This window comes from Acinetobacter lwoffii, from assembly GCF_024129355.1.
Lineage (GTDB): Bacteria > Pseudomonadota > Gammaproteobacteria > Pseudomonadales > Moraxellaceae > Acinetobacter > Acinetobacter lwoffii_I.
This window is the reverse complement of record NZ_JAMXXP010000032.1, coordinates 20,105-35,027: the sequence shown is the minus strand read 5'-3', so window position 1 is coordinate 35,027 and position 14,923 is coordinate 20,105. Positions and strand designations below refer to the sequence as shown.

Sequence of the window (14,923 nt, the reverse complement as noted above, 5' to 3'; positions counted from 1 at the left end):
TCTTGGCTCATCAATTTTCTGACAAATATTTCTCAAATAAACTTCGAGTAATTTCTACCATCAATCAATGAAAATAATTTCGATCAATCAATCAGTAAAAATCCACACAAGTTGTTCTTCATAATCTCTTAATGATCTTTCTTAAAACCTCATCAGTTTTAAGCTCCAACCCAATCATTTAACGTTTTGTTTCATGCATTGCGTTGGTGTGCTGCGTATTCTATACAGTTTCAAAACGAGCGCAAGGGATTTTCTTAAAAATATCCAAAAAAACCAACCATACGTTTATTTTTTAATCTAAAAGGCTATTTTTAACACTTTTTTTGCGTTTTTCTAGCTAATTCCGCATGAAAAGTTTAAGCAAATGTTAATTTTCCAGCCCTCATCTCATAAAAAAAGATCACCCTAATGGTGATCTTTTTGATTCTTCATCAAAATATTTTAATTTGCCTGCTCAGCCAGCCAAGTCATAAATTTTTGACGCTCAGCTTTAGAAGCCTTTTGCCATAATTGAATCAGCTGCTGATCATTCTGGTCTGCTGACTGAGTATATACAGCTGCCGGTTGATGAACTGGTGTCGCAACTTGAGTCGTCATATCTAATTTTTTAGTCAACACGCGATTTCCAAACCATGGTTTCGCTGCATCTTTAGTGCCCGCCTGCTGGACTAAGAGCTGATTTTTCGCATCATATAGACCAATAATGGGCTGATCTTTATATTTTTGCGCTGCATCAAAATCTTTAGGCGCCTGAATGAGTCCTAAACGATAAGTTTCGCCATCTTTAAGGCTGGGTATTTTTACCGTAACCACACCCGACTTTAAAATGTCATGTGAATTGTCTGAATGCTGGAAAAATTCGTTATAGCGTACACTGATCGCATTTACACCTGCATCCAAGCTATAAGTCTGATTAGAACGCAATAGACCCGAGTTCACCTCCTGATCATTTACGGCAACAATTTTTATTTCTTCAGGTACTGTGACGGTCACTGCCGAAAAAACTGATGTGCTAAACAGAAACACTGCTGCAGTTGCCGCAATACGTAAATCCATATCCTTTACTCATTTTTGGTTGTTTATTAAAAATTAGCCGCACTATGCCGCGTCTAAATGACAATCTTATGACAAAGGCTGGAGTGATACAGCCTGTGTTCTTAGCATTTATTTGGCTAAATATACCCCATCATATCCAAATACAACTCTAAGACATAAAAAAAGAAGCATCAAAATGCTTCTTTTTTTATGATCTAAAATCATTTATGCAAAAGTCTTAAAGCGCTCTGCATCATCCATAAAGATTTTTTCACCTGCAGGAGCTTCAATCGAACCAAATACCAGTTGAGCACGAAGTTTCCAGTGAGATGGAATCTCGAAAGTTTGTGCAACTTCTTCATCAATAATTGGATTGTAGTGCTGCAATGAAGCACCGATATTTTTTTCTGCCAAAGCGGTCCAGGTTGCAAACTGTGCAATAGCGGAAGAATGCTCAGACCAGACCGGGAAGTTATCTGCATAGAGTGCAAACTGCTCTTGCATCGACTTCACCACATTCTGATCTTCATAAAACAGAGCGGTTCCATAACCTGCTGCAAAAGCATTGATCTTGCTATTGGTTGATTCAAATGCATCTGCTGAAACAAGGTCACGTAAAGTTTCACGTACAATATGCCAGAAGGTATCATGTGATTGACCAAATAAAATCACCACACGCGAGGTTTGCGAGTTAAAAGATGACGGACTGTGCTTCACCGCATCTTTAATGATTTTCTCAATTTCTGCTTGATCCAGATCTACATTTTTTCCAATTGAATAAATGCTACGGCGTTGTTTGATTTGATCTAAAAATGCCATGAACCCACCTCTGTATATTTTGATTATTTGAAAATCGATAAAGTTATATTACGTGCTTTAAGCACCCAAGACAGGTGCATTTCGATAACAATGTGTTTTATTTATAGAACAATCAGATTTAGATCTGAGTAGCGTATTTGTATCTGATTTTATCCGCAGCTTCCATGCTGTCACATATAAAGTGTTCTATAAACTTTTAATTAAATACTTTGAAACGATGCTGATCCGGTTTTTGTAATTTTTCTGCTACTGTTTGTTCAATTGACCCAAAGCAAAGTTGTGCGCGTAACAACCAGTTCTTTTCAATCTGAAAATGCTCTGCGACCCTTTCATCAATCAGTGGATTATAGTGCTGTAAGGATGCCCCTAAGCCAGAATCTGCCAGCGTCGTCCATACGGCAAATTGCGCCATACCGGAAGTTTGTTCCGACCATGCTGGAAAATCCTCACTATTTAATGGCATTTTCTTTTGTAATTGTTGAATCACGGCTTGATCTTCATAAAATAAAACCGTGCCATAGGCCGCAGCACATTGATTCAACTTGATTTCAATTCCTTCGTAAATATGTGCCGGCATATACTGACGCTGCACCTGTTTCACAATTTCCCAGAATTGATGATGAGAATCTGCAAATAACACCACAATGCGCGTAGTTTGAGAATCATAAGCCGAAGGACAACTCCGCACTGCTTCCTGAATGATTTCGCCAAGATAAGCCTGACTATAATGTACCCGCTTACCGAGTTGATCGATACTACGGCGCTTTTTCAATTGATCGACAAAAGTCAGTTCTAAATCATCATTCAGTTTATTTTTTCTTGAAAATTTAAAATCCTTGGTTATATCGCTTGTTAATACCTGACCAATCTTATTTAGCAATGCCATTTTCTACCCCACAACAAACAAGCCAAATCAGCTTAGAGAATCCCCTACAATTATAAGGCCTTTATTAAGATAGGCAGATTTAGTGGTGGTTTTGCTGTTGATTTTTACAACACTCAAACCAGCCAAAAACAACAAACTCCGCACTTGGCGGAGTTTGTGTGAAGCATTGCGCATTATTTATTTTTCAGTTTCAAATAATGCAGCAACAAAAGATTTGGCAGAGAATGGACGCAAGTCATCAATTTTTTCACCCACACCAATAAAGCGAATCGGCACATGAGTACGACTGGCGATATTAAACAGTACCCCACCTTTGGCAGTACCATCAAGTTTGGTAATAGTTAAGCCCGTCAAGCCTACCGCCTCATCAAACATCTCGACCTGATTAATAGCATTCTGACCAGTACCGGCATCGACCACCAACATCACTTCATGAGGTGCAGTGGCATCAATTTTCTGCATTACACGTTTTACTTTAGTCAATTCCTGCATCAAATGACCTTTGTTATGCAAACGGCCCGCTGTGTCTGCAATCAATACATCCACACCTTTGGCACGCGCACTTTCAAAAGCATCGAAAATCACTGAAGCTGAGTCAGCACCATGACCCTGAGCAACAACCGCAATATTATTACGCTCACCCCAGATCTGGAGCTGTTCAGTTGCAGCCGCACGGAAAGTATCGCCTGCTGCCAACATGACGGTCTTGCCTTCACCTTGCAAGCGCTTTGCCAACTTGCCAATGGTAGTCGTTTTACCGACACCATTCACACCAACTACCAGAATCACATAAGGCGATTTATTCGGATCAATATGCAGCGGTTTTACCCGTGGTGCCAATAAAGCCACCAGTTCTTCCTGAAGCGCTTTATAGAGTGAATGCGAATAGATCAAATCACCACGTGCCGTACGTTCAGTCAGGTTAGCGATAATGGTCTTGGTGGCTTCCACACCGATATCGGCCACCAGAAGCTGCTCTTCGACTTCTTCTAATAATTCATCATCAATTTCTTTACCACCGATCAGGATATTTACCATCCCATCGGCAAGGTTTTTACGGGTTTTGGTTAAACCCACTTTCATACGGCTAAAGAAGCCACCTTTCGCCGCAGAATCTTCATTTTCAGTTTCTGTTTCGACAGGTGCAGAAACTACAGCTGTTTCGCTTGGCGTTTCTACGATAGGCACATTGACCGCAGGTAAGCTCGGTAATGTGACATCATCATCTCCGATATCAGCATCAATCAAAAATTTGTTTTGCCCATTAGATTGCTGTTGCATGCCGAATCCTTGAAAAGCATTGCGTTAAAAACCCAGATTCTACCATAACTTGCCTGCTTTGCAGCTAGCAATGCAAATGCTGGACAAACATACCAAAAAGCTACAGCTCTCGGTTGCTTTCAAGCACACATTTATTAAAAATAACTCTAAATACAAATGCCTATTTCAGGAGATCTAGTGTTCATCACCTTTTCGACTATCTCCTCTTTCTCGCAAATGATCAAACAGACGCTTTATCCACTCGGTGCAGCGGTATTGTTTAGTCTGAGCTTTGGCCCGGCCCAGGCACAAACCCGAATCGAATTGTCACGGACTACTTTTGAAACCACTTTAAGTAACGGTTTAAAAGTCATCATTCGGGAAGACCATCGTGCGCCCATGGTAATGACACAGATTTGGTACAAAGTCGGCAGCAGCGATGAATCTGGAAATATTCTGGGGGTATCACATGCGCTTGAACATATGATGTTCAAAGGCACTCATAAAGTGCCAAATGACGAATTTACCCGTCTGAGCCGGATTTATGGCGGCAGTATCAATGCGGCTACCTTTACCAATTACACCAATTATTATCAGCTGTATCCTAAGGCCTATTTTCCTATGGCGCTGGAACTTGAGTCTGACCGTATGAGCAATTTATTATTGCGGCAGCAGGACTTCGAGCCAGAAATTAAAGTCGTCATGGAAGAACGGCGCCAGCGTACCGATGACAATCCGCGGGCGCAAGCATTTGAACGGTTTAAATGGGTCAGTTATCCGACCAGTCATTATCGCCAGCCGGTGATTGGACACATGAAAACTCTGAATAATATTCAGTTGAATGATGTCAAAAAATGGTACCGGGATTGGTACAGTCCGAATAATGCCATTCTGGTGATTGTGGGGAATGTAGAATCTGAAGCTGCTTTGGCTCAGGTACAAAAATATTTTGCTGACATTCCCGCACGTCCAACACCGGCGCGCAATGACGTACTGGAGTTTGAGCGTTTGGGTTATCGCCATATGGAGATCAATAGCAATGTTCAGGTGCCCAATCTGTACATGACCTGGAATGTAAAATCCCTTGGCACTGCCAAAAACCCCCAAGATGCTTATGCCTTGACCATTATTCGCAGTCTTTTGGACAGTGGCATTTCTTCGCGCCTGCAAGACCGATTGGTACGTGATCGTAAAATTCTGACCTCTGTCAGCGTTTCTTATGATCCCTATAATCGCGGCGACAGCCTGTTTGGTATTTCTGCCTTACCTGCGCCGGGCATCTCTTTGCAAGAAGCACAACAAGCAATTCAGGATGAAGTGGATTTACTTAAAACTACAGCGATGACCCAACAGGAAGTGGATCGTATCAGTACCCGCTTTATTTCCAATTTGATCTATAGCCAGGATGATATTGCCGGACAAGCCAAAATGATTGGAAATCTAGAGGTCAATGGCTTGAGTTATCGCCTGATGTATGAATTACCGAAACACTTTGAAAGTGTCAGTGTTCAGGATATCCAGCGCGTCGCCAACGCCTATTTTGTGCGTGAGAATCTCAGCACGCTTTATCTCTCACCCGAACAAAACACCCAGCAACGGGGATTATAATGCTTCAGCTTCGTCCATTTTTGCTTATTTCAACTTTAAGTCTTAGCTCGGCTACCCATGCAGAAAACTATCTTAACCCTCAACCTGACCAAAATGACAACCCCAGTCAGTTACAGTCTATCCCTTTACTGCAAAGTTTAAAAAATATTAATCAGCAACGAGAATTTCAGGCGCCTTATATTCATGACCTGAACAATCGCTATAAGGTACGTACACTGTTCGTTGAAACGCAGGATCTTCCCATGGTAGATATCCAGCTGACCTTTAATGCCGGTTCGGCCCGTGATCAGGAAATTACCAAAGGTCTATATGGCCTATCCAATATGGCAGCCAAGTTGATGCGTGAAGGAACCGACAAATATAGCGCCAATCAGGTGGCGGAAGTTTTTGACCAAACCGGAGCACAATTCAGCGTACAAGCCTATCGGGACATGTTTGTGGTCCGTCTGCGTACGCTTTCAGACCCGGAAAAACTGGAACCCGCATTGAGCATGCTGATGGAGGTTCTTAAGAATGCGTCATTTAAACCGTCCAGCATTAATCTGGCTTTAAGCAATACCCAAGTGGGACAAAAACAGCTGCAGGAAAACCCAAGCCGACTGATGGATATCCGTTTTTATCGCGCTTTATATGGTCAGCACCCTTATGCAGAACCAATCAGCGGCACCCAAGGCAGTACCAAGAAAATTAACGCAGAATTATTGAAAAAATTTCGTGATCAGTTTTTGGTGGCGCAAAATATGAATATTTCCATTACTGGAAAACTCAGCCCGAAACAAGCACTGGAACTGTCTGAACGCATTGCCGGTAATTTACCCCAAGGGCAAAAAGCAGTGCGATTGCCACAACCTGAAACTCAATCTGGTTTTGAAGTGGTACATCTACCCTATAACTCGTCTCAGGCGCATGTCACCTTTGGGCATTTAGGCCCAACTCGCTTTACTGAAGATAAACTGGCTTTAGAGGTCGCCAATCGCATGTTTGGCGGTAGCGGATTTAATGCGGTATTGATGCAGGAACTGCGGGTGAAACGTGGTTTTACTTATGGCGCTTATAGTTCGTTGAGCTTTAGTCAGGCACCGGGCGTATTCAGCTTTAAGTATTCCACGCGTCAGGATCAACTGCTAGATAGCATTCAGGTCGCACATCAAGCATTTATCAACTTTGTCAGTCAACCTATTGATACTCAGCGTCTGGAAGAAACCAAAGCAGGCATGTTACGTGCTTTTCCTAATAATTACAGCAGTAATGCCACCATTAATGCCCAGCTAGGCAATATGGGTTTTTATAGTGAGCAAACTGATTATTTATCCAGTTATCCAGAACGCTTGGCTAAAATCACAGCGGCAGATGTACAAAATGCAGTGCGCAAGCATTTTCATCCTGATCGCTTAACCCTGGTCGTTGTCAATAAAGAACTGGATCAAAATGCCTTGAAAATGCGTTTGGAGCGAAATTTAATGGATGCCAATTATTACTTACCAACAAACCCTATGCCTAAGGCATCTCCACAGAGACCGGCGGAAGCTGACGTGCCCGAAGTGATTCCTGCTGATAAGCCTGCATCAATTTAAGATATTGCCCACGACGGATATGCTGCTGCTCTAATAAAGCGAGTGCCATATCCTGAGTTTGGGGAAGGTTTTGCTGTTTAGACAGTTGCTGAATCTGGGTGACTTGAGCAATGCTCAACGGACGATATAGAGCAAATGCGGCTAAAAGTAGAATGATCGCAATAATAAAAATAACCACACTGTTATAAATCTGTTCCAGTTTGATTCTGCTGAAAAATTGGCTTAGTTTTTCTGTATCTATAGACATACACTACCTCAGGTTAGAGGTAGTGTATGGTCGCAGTTACATAAGTTCAAGTCAGCGCACTGAATATTCATAAGAGCTGAATCCTGCTATTTCGAGGACTAATTCATGATTCTGGTAATAATTGTTGAATACAGCACCAATGCAACAACAAGCAATACCAGTGCAATTGCAAATTTACTTAAACCCGCTTCTGCTTCAGGCGGATGCAGACGATCCTCATCTGCAATGCGGACCAGCTCACCATTATAAAGCTTATAAAACTGCTCACGCTGGTTTTCATCCAGCGCACGGGTAAAGTCGTAGACTTCTTTACGTTGTGCCAGTCCATAATCACCCAGATGGGTATGTTTACTGAATATAGCTTGATCGAGTTTTTTACGATGCAAATCGGCAAGTTCCATAATTTGACCTGCAGTCGGAGGCATATCAAATTTCACACCATCTAAAGTTCTTGTCATCATGGCCTTCTCCTTATTGTTTGCTATCCATTTACAATGTAGCTTAATAATATTTATAGTTGTGTATAGTTTAATCAGTTAAACTATAACTTAAGTAAACAAATAAAATCGAATAGTTGACTTTTCCATTATTTTGTAATATTAGTTTAACAATACTAATTTATATTTGTATTTAGACTAAATAGTCTATCCTGTAATCATAATTAAAATTAAGGAGTTTTTATATGATACAACAACTCTCTCAACACGATCTGGAACATCTGTACGCAGATGCCGTGAATACCATTCAATCTCAAATGAACTTTGCTGATGCAGTAAAACAGCTTGAAGAAGCCGCTCGTGCTGGCCATGGTAAAGCAGCGCTTTTTTTAGCAGAACTTTATTATCAAGGTTTCCGTGTAGAACGAGATTCACTCAAAGCCCAGTACTGGCAGAACATGGCCACCATGCAAGCATAAAGAAACGTCACCTAGGTGGCGTTTTTTTATGCCCTTTTTTCAATAAGTAGCAATCAATACATATTTTCTTACGAATCCTTGCAAAGCTGAAACAGTAATTTCATATAAAGTTTCTAGAATAGAGCCTGAACTCCAATAGCACTTTATTCTAATGAAACCACGAAAAATTATTCAATTTGATCCGATCTGCAAAAACTTTCTGTTAAAGATCACGATGCTTAAATCTTTGATGAATTGTGGCGAGCTATGGGGCGCATATCACCAAGGCTGGGCGATGATGCGTGACCAGGAAGACTGCATCTTCCCATTCTGGCTCAATCCGCTGGATGCTAAAAATTATGCCCAGCAGCATTGGCCGGATTACATCCCGCGTAAAATCAATTCTGAAGATTTTGAAAATGCATTATTGCCGACCCTGTCGCGACTGAATGTTACGCCAGCCCTGTTCAACACCAATGGAACCAAACTCAAACTGACTGCTGCACAGATGCGTCATCTGTTTTTTTCGCAACAAAGACTGCACATTGCTTAAATAACATGCTATTTATAAAGACTAAAACCTAAACACTTAGAGATGTTCAGGTTGAATACATACTCTAGGATTAATAATAAATTAACCAATAAGGATGATTAAGCATGACCAATGTGGCACAGGTGCTCAGTGAAAAAATGCATCAAGCTATTTATACCATCCGTCCAGATTCTACTGTTTTAGAAGCCATCACCTTGATGGCGGATAAAGGAATCGGGGCGCTTGTGGTAACCCATGAAGACAATGTGGTGGGGATTTTGTCAGAGCGGGATTACACGCGTAAGATCGCCCTGATGCAAAGAACCTCATTCGACACCACTGTTAATGAGATCATGACCTCTAAAGTGATTACCGTAAATACAGCTACTAGCGTAGAAGACTGTTTATCTTTGATGACTGAACGCCACCTACGCCACTTACCCGTGGTCGAACATGAAAAACTGATCGGTCTGATTTCAATTGGGGATTTGGTCAAAGCGGCCATGGATGACCAACGCAAATTGATTGAACAGTTACAGCAATATATCTCAGGTTAAAACATCATCTAGCTTTCTCTAAGGCATTTGAAGATCACTTAAGTGACACCAAGATAAAGTTTTATATCTGATCCATAAAAAATCCCGGTATGTGTACCGGGATTTTTTATATGAACATTCTGAATAAAATCAGTTTAGACCTAATTTTTCTGCGACGTAATCTGAGTCTTTATCACCACGACCCGATAAGTTCACTACAATCTTGGTATCTTTTGGCAGTTTCCCTGCTTCACGAATGGCCCAAGCCACCGCATGCGAACTTTCTAATGCAGGTACAATGCCTTCTACGCGTGACAGTGTCATGAATGCATCCAGACATTCCTGATCAGTTGCTGTAGTGTACTCTACCCGGCCCAAATCTTTCAGCAAGCTATGCTGCGGCCCCACACCCGGATAATCCAGACCAGAAGCAATTGAATGCACTGGCAATGGCTCGCCCTGTTCATCTTCTAGCACATAACAGGCCATACCATGTAACTGGCTCGGTTTACCTAAGGTCAAAGTAGCTGAATGCATATCGGTATCTAAACCATGACCTGCCGGCTCAACGCCAACCAGTTTCACATCTGGTTCATTTAAAAATGCAGTGAATGCGCCAACTGCATTGGAACCCCCACCGACACAGGCAACAATATAGTCAGGATTTGCACCAAAACGCTCATTGGCCTGAACTTTAATCTCATCACCAATAATCGACTGGAAATCACGTACCATCATCGGGAATGGGTGCGGCCCGACTACCGAACCAATGGCATAGATGTAGTTTTTCGGGTCTTTTAAATATTCTTCAAAAGCACTGTCGACTGCATCTTTGAGTGTGGCTGTACCGCGAGTCACAGAAATCAGCTTGGCACCCAGAATTTTCATCTTGACGACGTTTGGATGCTCTTTTTCAATATCTACTTGCCCCATATGAATTTCACATGGGATACCCACCAAGGCACATGCAGTTGCCAAAGCAACACCATGCTGGCCGGCACCGGTTTCTGCAATGACTTTGGTCTTGCCCATATATTTCGCAAGTAAAGCTTCACCCAGACAATGATTAATCTTGTGCGCGCCAGTATGGTTCAGATCTTCACGTTTCAAATAAATCTGGGCTCCACCGAGCTGTTCAGAAAGACGTTTGGCATGAAATAGTGGACTTGGACGACCGACATAATGAGCAAATAGGTCTTTCAATTCATTCTGAAATTCTTCAGTCTGACGAATTTCCTGATAGGCCACATTAATATCATCCATGGCCTGTTTCAGATCGGGTGGAATAAACTGACCGCCATATTGACCAAAGAAACCCTCTTCATTGGGCAACGCAATACCATTAATTTGATGAGCCATAATAATTCCTGAATATTGGAATAAGGTATAACAAGTGACTTTATACTAGAATAATTCGTTTTAAAGCACTAATAACTATAGATAAAGTCACTTATAGATAAATGGAATCAACGCGCCAGATATTTGGTCATATCCTCAATGCCTTTTAAGGTCATTGGAAACATATGATCTTCAAAGATTTGCTTAATCAGACCAATAGTATGCGTGTAATGCCAGTATTTTTCTTCTTCAGGATTGAGCCAGGCGGTTTTATCAAAATGCTGACGCAGACGCTGTAACCAGACCTGTCCTGCTTCATCATTCATGTATTCGACCGAACCACCGACGGAGTTCAACTCATAGGGTGCCATGCTGGCATCACCCACTACAATCACCCGGTAATCCCGTCCATAGGTATTGAACAGATCCCAAGTATTCATGCGCGAGCTGGAACGACGGACATTATCTTTCCAGACATAGTCGTACAGACAGTTATGGAAATAGAAATATTCCAGAGTCTTAAATTCGGTTTTGGCGGCGCTAAACAGTTTTTCACACTGAGCGATATGTGCATCCATCGATCCGCCAATATCAAACAGCATTAGTACTTTAATACGGTTACGGCGCTCCGGTACCAATTGTACATCCAGAATACCCTGCTTAGCCGTTTCACGAATCGTACCATCAATATCCAGTTCTTCGGCTGCACCCTGACGGGCAAACTTACGCAAACGGCGCAATGCCATCTGCATCTGGCGGCTACCCAAAATCTGCTCATCGTCCAGATTGCGGTATTGACGCTGCTCCCAGACTTTCACCGCAGAACGCTTACGCCCCGGCCCGCCAATACGCACACCTTCAGGATGATCGCCATAAGCACCAAAGGGTGAAGTCCCACCGGTACCAATCATCTTGTTACCACCCTGATGTTTTTTATGCTGTTCGCGCAGGCGCTCTTCCAGCATTTTCATCAGTTCTTCCAGCGATCCGGCTTTTTTCAGCTCTTCGCGCTGCTCCGGGGTCAAATGCTTTTCCAGCAACTCCAGATCAAACCAGTCTTTGGGCAGCTTATGCACCTGATTTAGCAGCTCATCCAGATCAAAGGTCGCGATACCATCAAAATAGTCTTTCATGGCGCGATCGAACTTGTCGAAATAGCGCTCGTCCTTGACCATTATAGTTTTGGCAAGCTGATAGAACTCGTCCTGATCGGCAAAGACCAGTCCTGCGGCAACTGCCTGATTGAGGTCAATCAGTTCGCGGGTCGATACCGGCACGCCGTATTTGCGTAAGGTATAAAACAGTCGCACAAACATGCGTGTTTCTCCCTTAACGACGTGACATAAATGCTAGACGTTCGAGCAACTGCACATCTTGCTCATTCTTGATTAATGCGCCGTACAGGGGCGGAATTGCTTTGGATTTATCAGTATTGCGCAGAATATCTTCCGGCATATCATCTGCCATCAGCAAGCTGAGCCAGTCGATCAGTTCAGAAGTTGAAGGTGGTTTTTTTAAACCCGGAATCTGGCGCAATTTAAAGAAAACCTGTAAGGCTTCATTCACCAGTGTGGTCGAGATATTGGCAAAATGCACATCGATGATTTCACGCATGGTGGCTTCATCCGGGAATTCGATGTAATGGAAGAAGCAACGACGCAGGAAAGCATCTGGCAATTCTTTTTCATTATTTGAGGTAATGATCACGATTGGGCGCTGAGTTGCCGTAATGGTCTCGCCAGTCTCGTACACATAGAATGACATTTTATCGAGTTCATGCAGCAAGTCATTTGGAAACTCGATGTCTGCCTTATCAATTTCATCAATCAACAGGACACAGCGCTCTTCACTGGTAAACGCTTCCCATAATTTACCCGGCTTGATGTAGTTCTTGATGTCATAGACACGGTCATCACCCAACTGACTATCGCGCAAGCGGGATACGGCATCGTATTCATACAGGCCTTGTTGTGCTTTGGTAGTGGACTTGATGTGCCAGGTGATCAACTTCAAACCCAGACTTTCTGCGACTTGCTCGGCCAGCAAAGTCTTACCTGTACCCGGCTCACCTTTGACCAGCAACGGTTTTTGCAAACTGCGTGCAGCTTTCACCGCAAGTTTTAAACTGTCAGTCGCAATGTACTGATCGGTACCTGAAAATTGTTGAATATCAGCAGACATGATTGAACCTTATTTTTTACTTACAGCGGTGAACTTTTCTCGTGAACACGAATATTGCTTTTGTTCGACACATAGGTCGACCAGCAATAGCCAATCACAGATCCAATCCCAATGACAAATAAAATAAGTGACGCATTAATCCAAACCAGGGATTGCTCTTTGGTCAGCATCCCAAATAACAGACCGAAAATCGCGGGTGCAATGGATGCATTCGCCCCCTCGGATACCGTCGGTGTCAACAGAATGGCAAAGGCCACAATCCACAAAAAACCGCCCATAGGTTTAGGCAGACGCTTGGTTACGCTATACCAGCACCATAAAGCAATCAGGCTGCCGAGCAGATAAACTGCAACGGCAATGCTCTGTTCAGGAATTGAGTCTAATACAGCCACATAACCATTCATTTCACAACTCCTGAATTAACATTAAGCACCGCGTAAACCTTCTGGTGCCACAGCATTTGGATCAATCAAGCCTTCTGGCGGCATTTGCAGGAAGAAACCGCGAGTTTCAATAGAATCCATAACATGCAAGACATTGGCACGTGCCAGTTTACGTGATTCACTTAATTCAAGATGCATGACAAAAGTCGCACGTCCAAATGCTGCCTGTACTGCTTCAGTTAATACACTTAAAGGCTCGAATGTTTCAGCTTCGCTTTCATTCGCAGGACGCGCCACATACAGATACATTTCACTTTTTTTGCTGGATTTGTAGATAGACACTTGCATATTTCAAACGACTTTTCTGGAAAAACAACTGCAAGGATACATCAAAAAAAAGACAGAAACATTAGCCACGTCTCATGCATCAGTCGTGATTTTGTATAATTGCTTTTTCTTTAACCATTCCTGTAGCCAATCACTCGCTAACTTTCATCTGGGTAGACAGATAAGATTCATCCTGATGCAATACCTGAATCAGTGGCTGAGTTAATAACTCATAGCGCCAACCGAGCAGATAATCCGGCAGATCCTGCTCATCCTTATGAAAGACTACATGCTGATACAAAGCATTCAGCCATTTCTTGCGCATCAGGACTTCTTTAGGAATTGAGGTTTCATTGACGACGTTCTGAATAATTGAGTCAATTTTTTCGCCAATATCTTTGGAAGAATGGCGAATTGGACGTGCCAGACGTAAAGGCCAATTTGCCGGCTCCGGCAGGAATTTCAGTAAATCTAAAATGGTTTTGCCATGCTCACGAACCACATTCGAACGAATGTCTTTCACATGACTCAGCTGGAAATTATTGCGCGGGAACTTTTCCACCAGATCAATCATGCTGGCATTTTTTAAAATGAAACTGCGCGGTTGATTTAGTGCCTTGGCAATCTGATCACGCCAAACCATCAATTGCTGCAATTGCATCAGCTGACGGCGTGAATGTCGGTAATTGCCGACATCCTGATACAACAAGGCAGTTGGGGTATCTTCGCCAATTTCCTGAGTCAGAAAACGGCAATCTTGCAAAGCAAAATCCAGTAGATCTTTCGCATCCAGATCCTGTTTGATTTTCTCTGACAGTTGTACCAGATAATGCACATCATTGGCAGCATACAGCAACTGTTCGGAACTGAGTGGACGCGCCAGCCAGTCAGAACGGGTCTGGTCTTTTTCGATATCGACTTCCAGCATCTGCTTCAGCGCATTTTGATAGCTGACTTGCAGACCATGCCCCAAAAATGACATGCCGACCTGGGTATCAAACACATTACTCAGCGATTTCTTCTGGGTATAGTGATAGATCAGGTCGATATCTTCACTACAGGCATGAAAAATATTCTGCTGTGCGTTAAAAATTTTATTGAGGAACTCAGTCAGATCCAGCGTGGTTCCATCCAACAAATAGACCTTGTTGTCTACGTTAATCTGAAAAACACCCAGCTTAGGCCACAAGGTATCGACCTTGATAAACTCGGTATCAAGTCCATATACAGAACTCTGATCCATGAGGTTCAGCACTTGATTTAAGTCGTTTTGATGTTGAATAAATTGAAACATAGAACTGA

The 14,923-nt window shown here is 42.6% G+C and carries 17 protein-coding genes; 5 read left to right on the top strand and 12 right to left on the bottom strand.

Features of this window, described 5'->3' with window-relative positions; genetic code table 11:
* Positions 1-441 precede the first annotated feature (441 nt).
* From NI468_RS13190 to ftsY, 4 genes are all read right to left on the bottom strand, one after another.
* Positions 442-1,056 carry a DUF2057 family protein gene (locus NI468_RS13190; protein WP_253102233.1) on the bottom strand — a complete coding sequence of 205 codons (615 nt, stop codon included), beginning with the start codon at positions 1,054-1,056 and terminating at the stop codon, positions 442-444.
* A gap of 204 nt (positions 1,057-1,260) precedes the next feature.
* On the bottom strand, positions 1,261-1,854 hold the full coding sequence (locus tag NI468_RS13185) for a nitroreductase family protein (protein WP_253102231.1): 594 nt from the start codon (positions 1,852-1,854) through the stop codon (positions 1,261-1,263).
* Between the two features lie 196 nt (positions 1,855-2,050).
* Entirely contained in the window at positions 2,051-2,740 is a 690-nt protein-coding gene (locus tag NI468_RS13180; RefSeq protein WP_253102229.1) for a nitroreductase family protein, read from the bottom strand.
* A gap of 177 nt (positions 2,741-2,917) precedes the next feature.
* Positions 2,918-4,021 (bottom strand): signal recognition particle-docking protein FtsY, encoded by a 1,104-nt coding sequence (ftsY, locus tag NI468_RS13175; protein ID WP_004278679.1) that lies wholly within the window; start codon positions 4,019-4,021, stop codon positions 2,918-2,920.
* Positions 4,022-4,198: 177 nt separating this feature from the next.
* Between ftsY and NI468_RS13170 the strand changes: the two genes are divergently transcribed.
* Positions 4,199-5,608, top strand: a complete 1,410-nt coding sequence (locus tag NI468_RS13170) for a M16 family metallopeptidase (RefSeq protein ID WP_253102227.1) — start codon at positions 4,199-4,201, stop codon at positions 5,606-5,608.
* A complete protein-coding gene (locus NI468_RS13165; protein WP_253102224.1) occupies positions 5,608-7,182 on the top strand; it encodes a M16 family metallopeptidase in 1,575 nt (524 codons plus the stop codon). Before NI468_RS13170 ends, NI468_RS13165 begins: the two co-directional genes overlap by 1 nt.
* Here the strand turns inward: NI468_RS13165 and NI468_RS13160 are convergent.
* On the bottom strand, positions 7,106-7,429 hold the full coding sequence (locus NI468_RS13160) for a hypothetical protein (protein WP_004645254.1): 324 nt from the start codon (positions 7,427-7,429) through the stop codon (positions 7,106-7,108). The two genes, NI468_RS13165 and NI468_RS13160, sit on opposite strands and share 77 nt — an antisense overlap.
* 98 nt (positions 7,430-7,527) lie before the next feature.
* Positions 7,528-7,887: a hypothetical protein gene (locus NI468_RS13155; protein ID WP_034436454.1), complete on the bottom strand. Its 360-nt coding sequence runs from the start codon at positions 7,885-7,887 to the stop codon at positions 7,528-7,530.
* A gap of 224 nt (positions 7,888-8,111) precedes the next feature.
* On the opposite strand from NI468_RS13155, the gene NI468_RS13150 reads away from it, so the two are divergent.
* The 3 genes from NI468_RS13150 to NI468_RS13140 all read left to right on the top strand — a co-directional run bounded on the left by NI468_RS13150 (position 8,112) and on the right by NI468_RS13140 (position 9,413).
* Positions 8,112-8,345: an SEL1-like repeat protein gene (locus tag NI468_RS13150; RefSeq protein ID WP_004278686.1), complete on the top strand. Its 234-nt coding sequence runs from the start codon at positions 8,112-8,114 to the stop codon at positions 8,343-8,345.
* Positions 8,346-8,496: 151 nt separating this feature from the next.
* Positions 8,497-8,877: a DUF2750 domain-containing protein gene (locus NI468_RS13145; RefSeq protein ID WP_004645256.1), complete on the top strand. Its 381-nt coding sequence runs from the start codon at positions 8,497-8,499 to the stop codon at positions 8,875-8,877.
* Positions 8,878-8,981: 104 nt separating this feature from the next.
* Complete coding sequence (locus tag NI468_RS13140) at positions 8,982-9,413, top strand: CBS domain-containing protein (protein WP_004278688.1); 432 nt, start codon at positions 8,982-8,984, stop codon at positions 9,411-9,413.
* A 129-nt stretch (positions 9,414-9,542) separates the two neighbouring features.
* On the opposite strand, the gene trpB is transcribed toward NI468_RS13140, so the two are convergent.
* The 6 genes from trpB to NI468_RS13110 form a co-directional block, all read right to left on the bottom strand.
* Positions 9,543-10,751 (bottom strand): tryptophan synthase subunit beta, encoded by a 1,209-nt coding sequence (gene trpB / locus NI468_RS13135; protein ID WP_253102222.1) that lies wholly within the window; start codon positions 10,749-10,751, stop codon positions 9,543-9,545.
* 107 nt (positions 10,752-10,858) lie between these two features.
* Positions 10,859-12,046 (bottom strand): vWA domain-containing protein, encoded by a 1,188-nt coding sequence (locus NI468_RS13130; RefSeq protein ID WP_005252040.1) that lies wholly within the window; start codon positions 12,044-12,046, stop codon positions 10,859-10,861.
* A gap of 13 nt (positions 12,047-12,059) precedes the next feature.
* A complete protein-coding gene (locus tag NI468_RS13125; RefSeq protein WP_004278691.1) occupies positions 12,060-12,911 on the bottom strand; it encodes an AAA family ATPase in 852 nt (283 codons plus the stop codon).
* Positions 12,912-12,931: 20 nt separating this feature from the next.
* A complete protein-coding gene (locus NI468_RS13120; protein ID WP_253102221.1) occupies positions 12,932-13,315 on the bottom strand; it encodes a hypothetical protein in 384 nt (127 codons plus the stop codon).
* Positions 13,316-13,336: 21 nt separating this feature from the next.
* Positions 13,337-13,642, bottom strand: coding sequence for a YcgL domain-containing protein (locus NI468_RS13115; RefSeq protein WP_004278695.1), 306 nt, complete (start codon positions 13,640-13,642; stop codon positions 13,337-13,339).
* Between the two features lie 130 nt (positions 13,643-13,772).
* Positions 13,773-14,915 carry a ribonuclease D gene (locus NI468_RS13110; protein WP_253102219.1) on the bottom strand — a complete coding sequence of 381 codons (1,143 nt, stop codon included), beginning with the start codon at positions 14,913-14,915 and terminating at the stop codon, positions 13,773-13,775.
* Positions 14,916-14,923 lie beyond the last annotated feature (8 nt).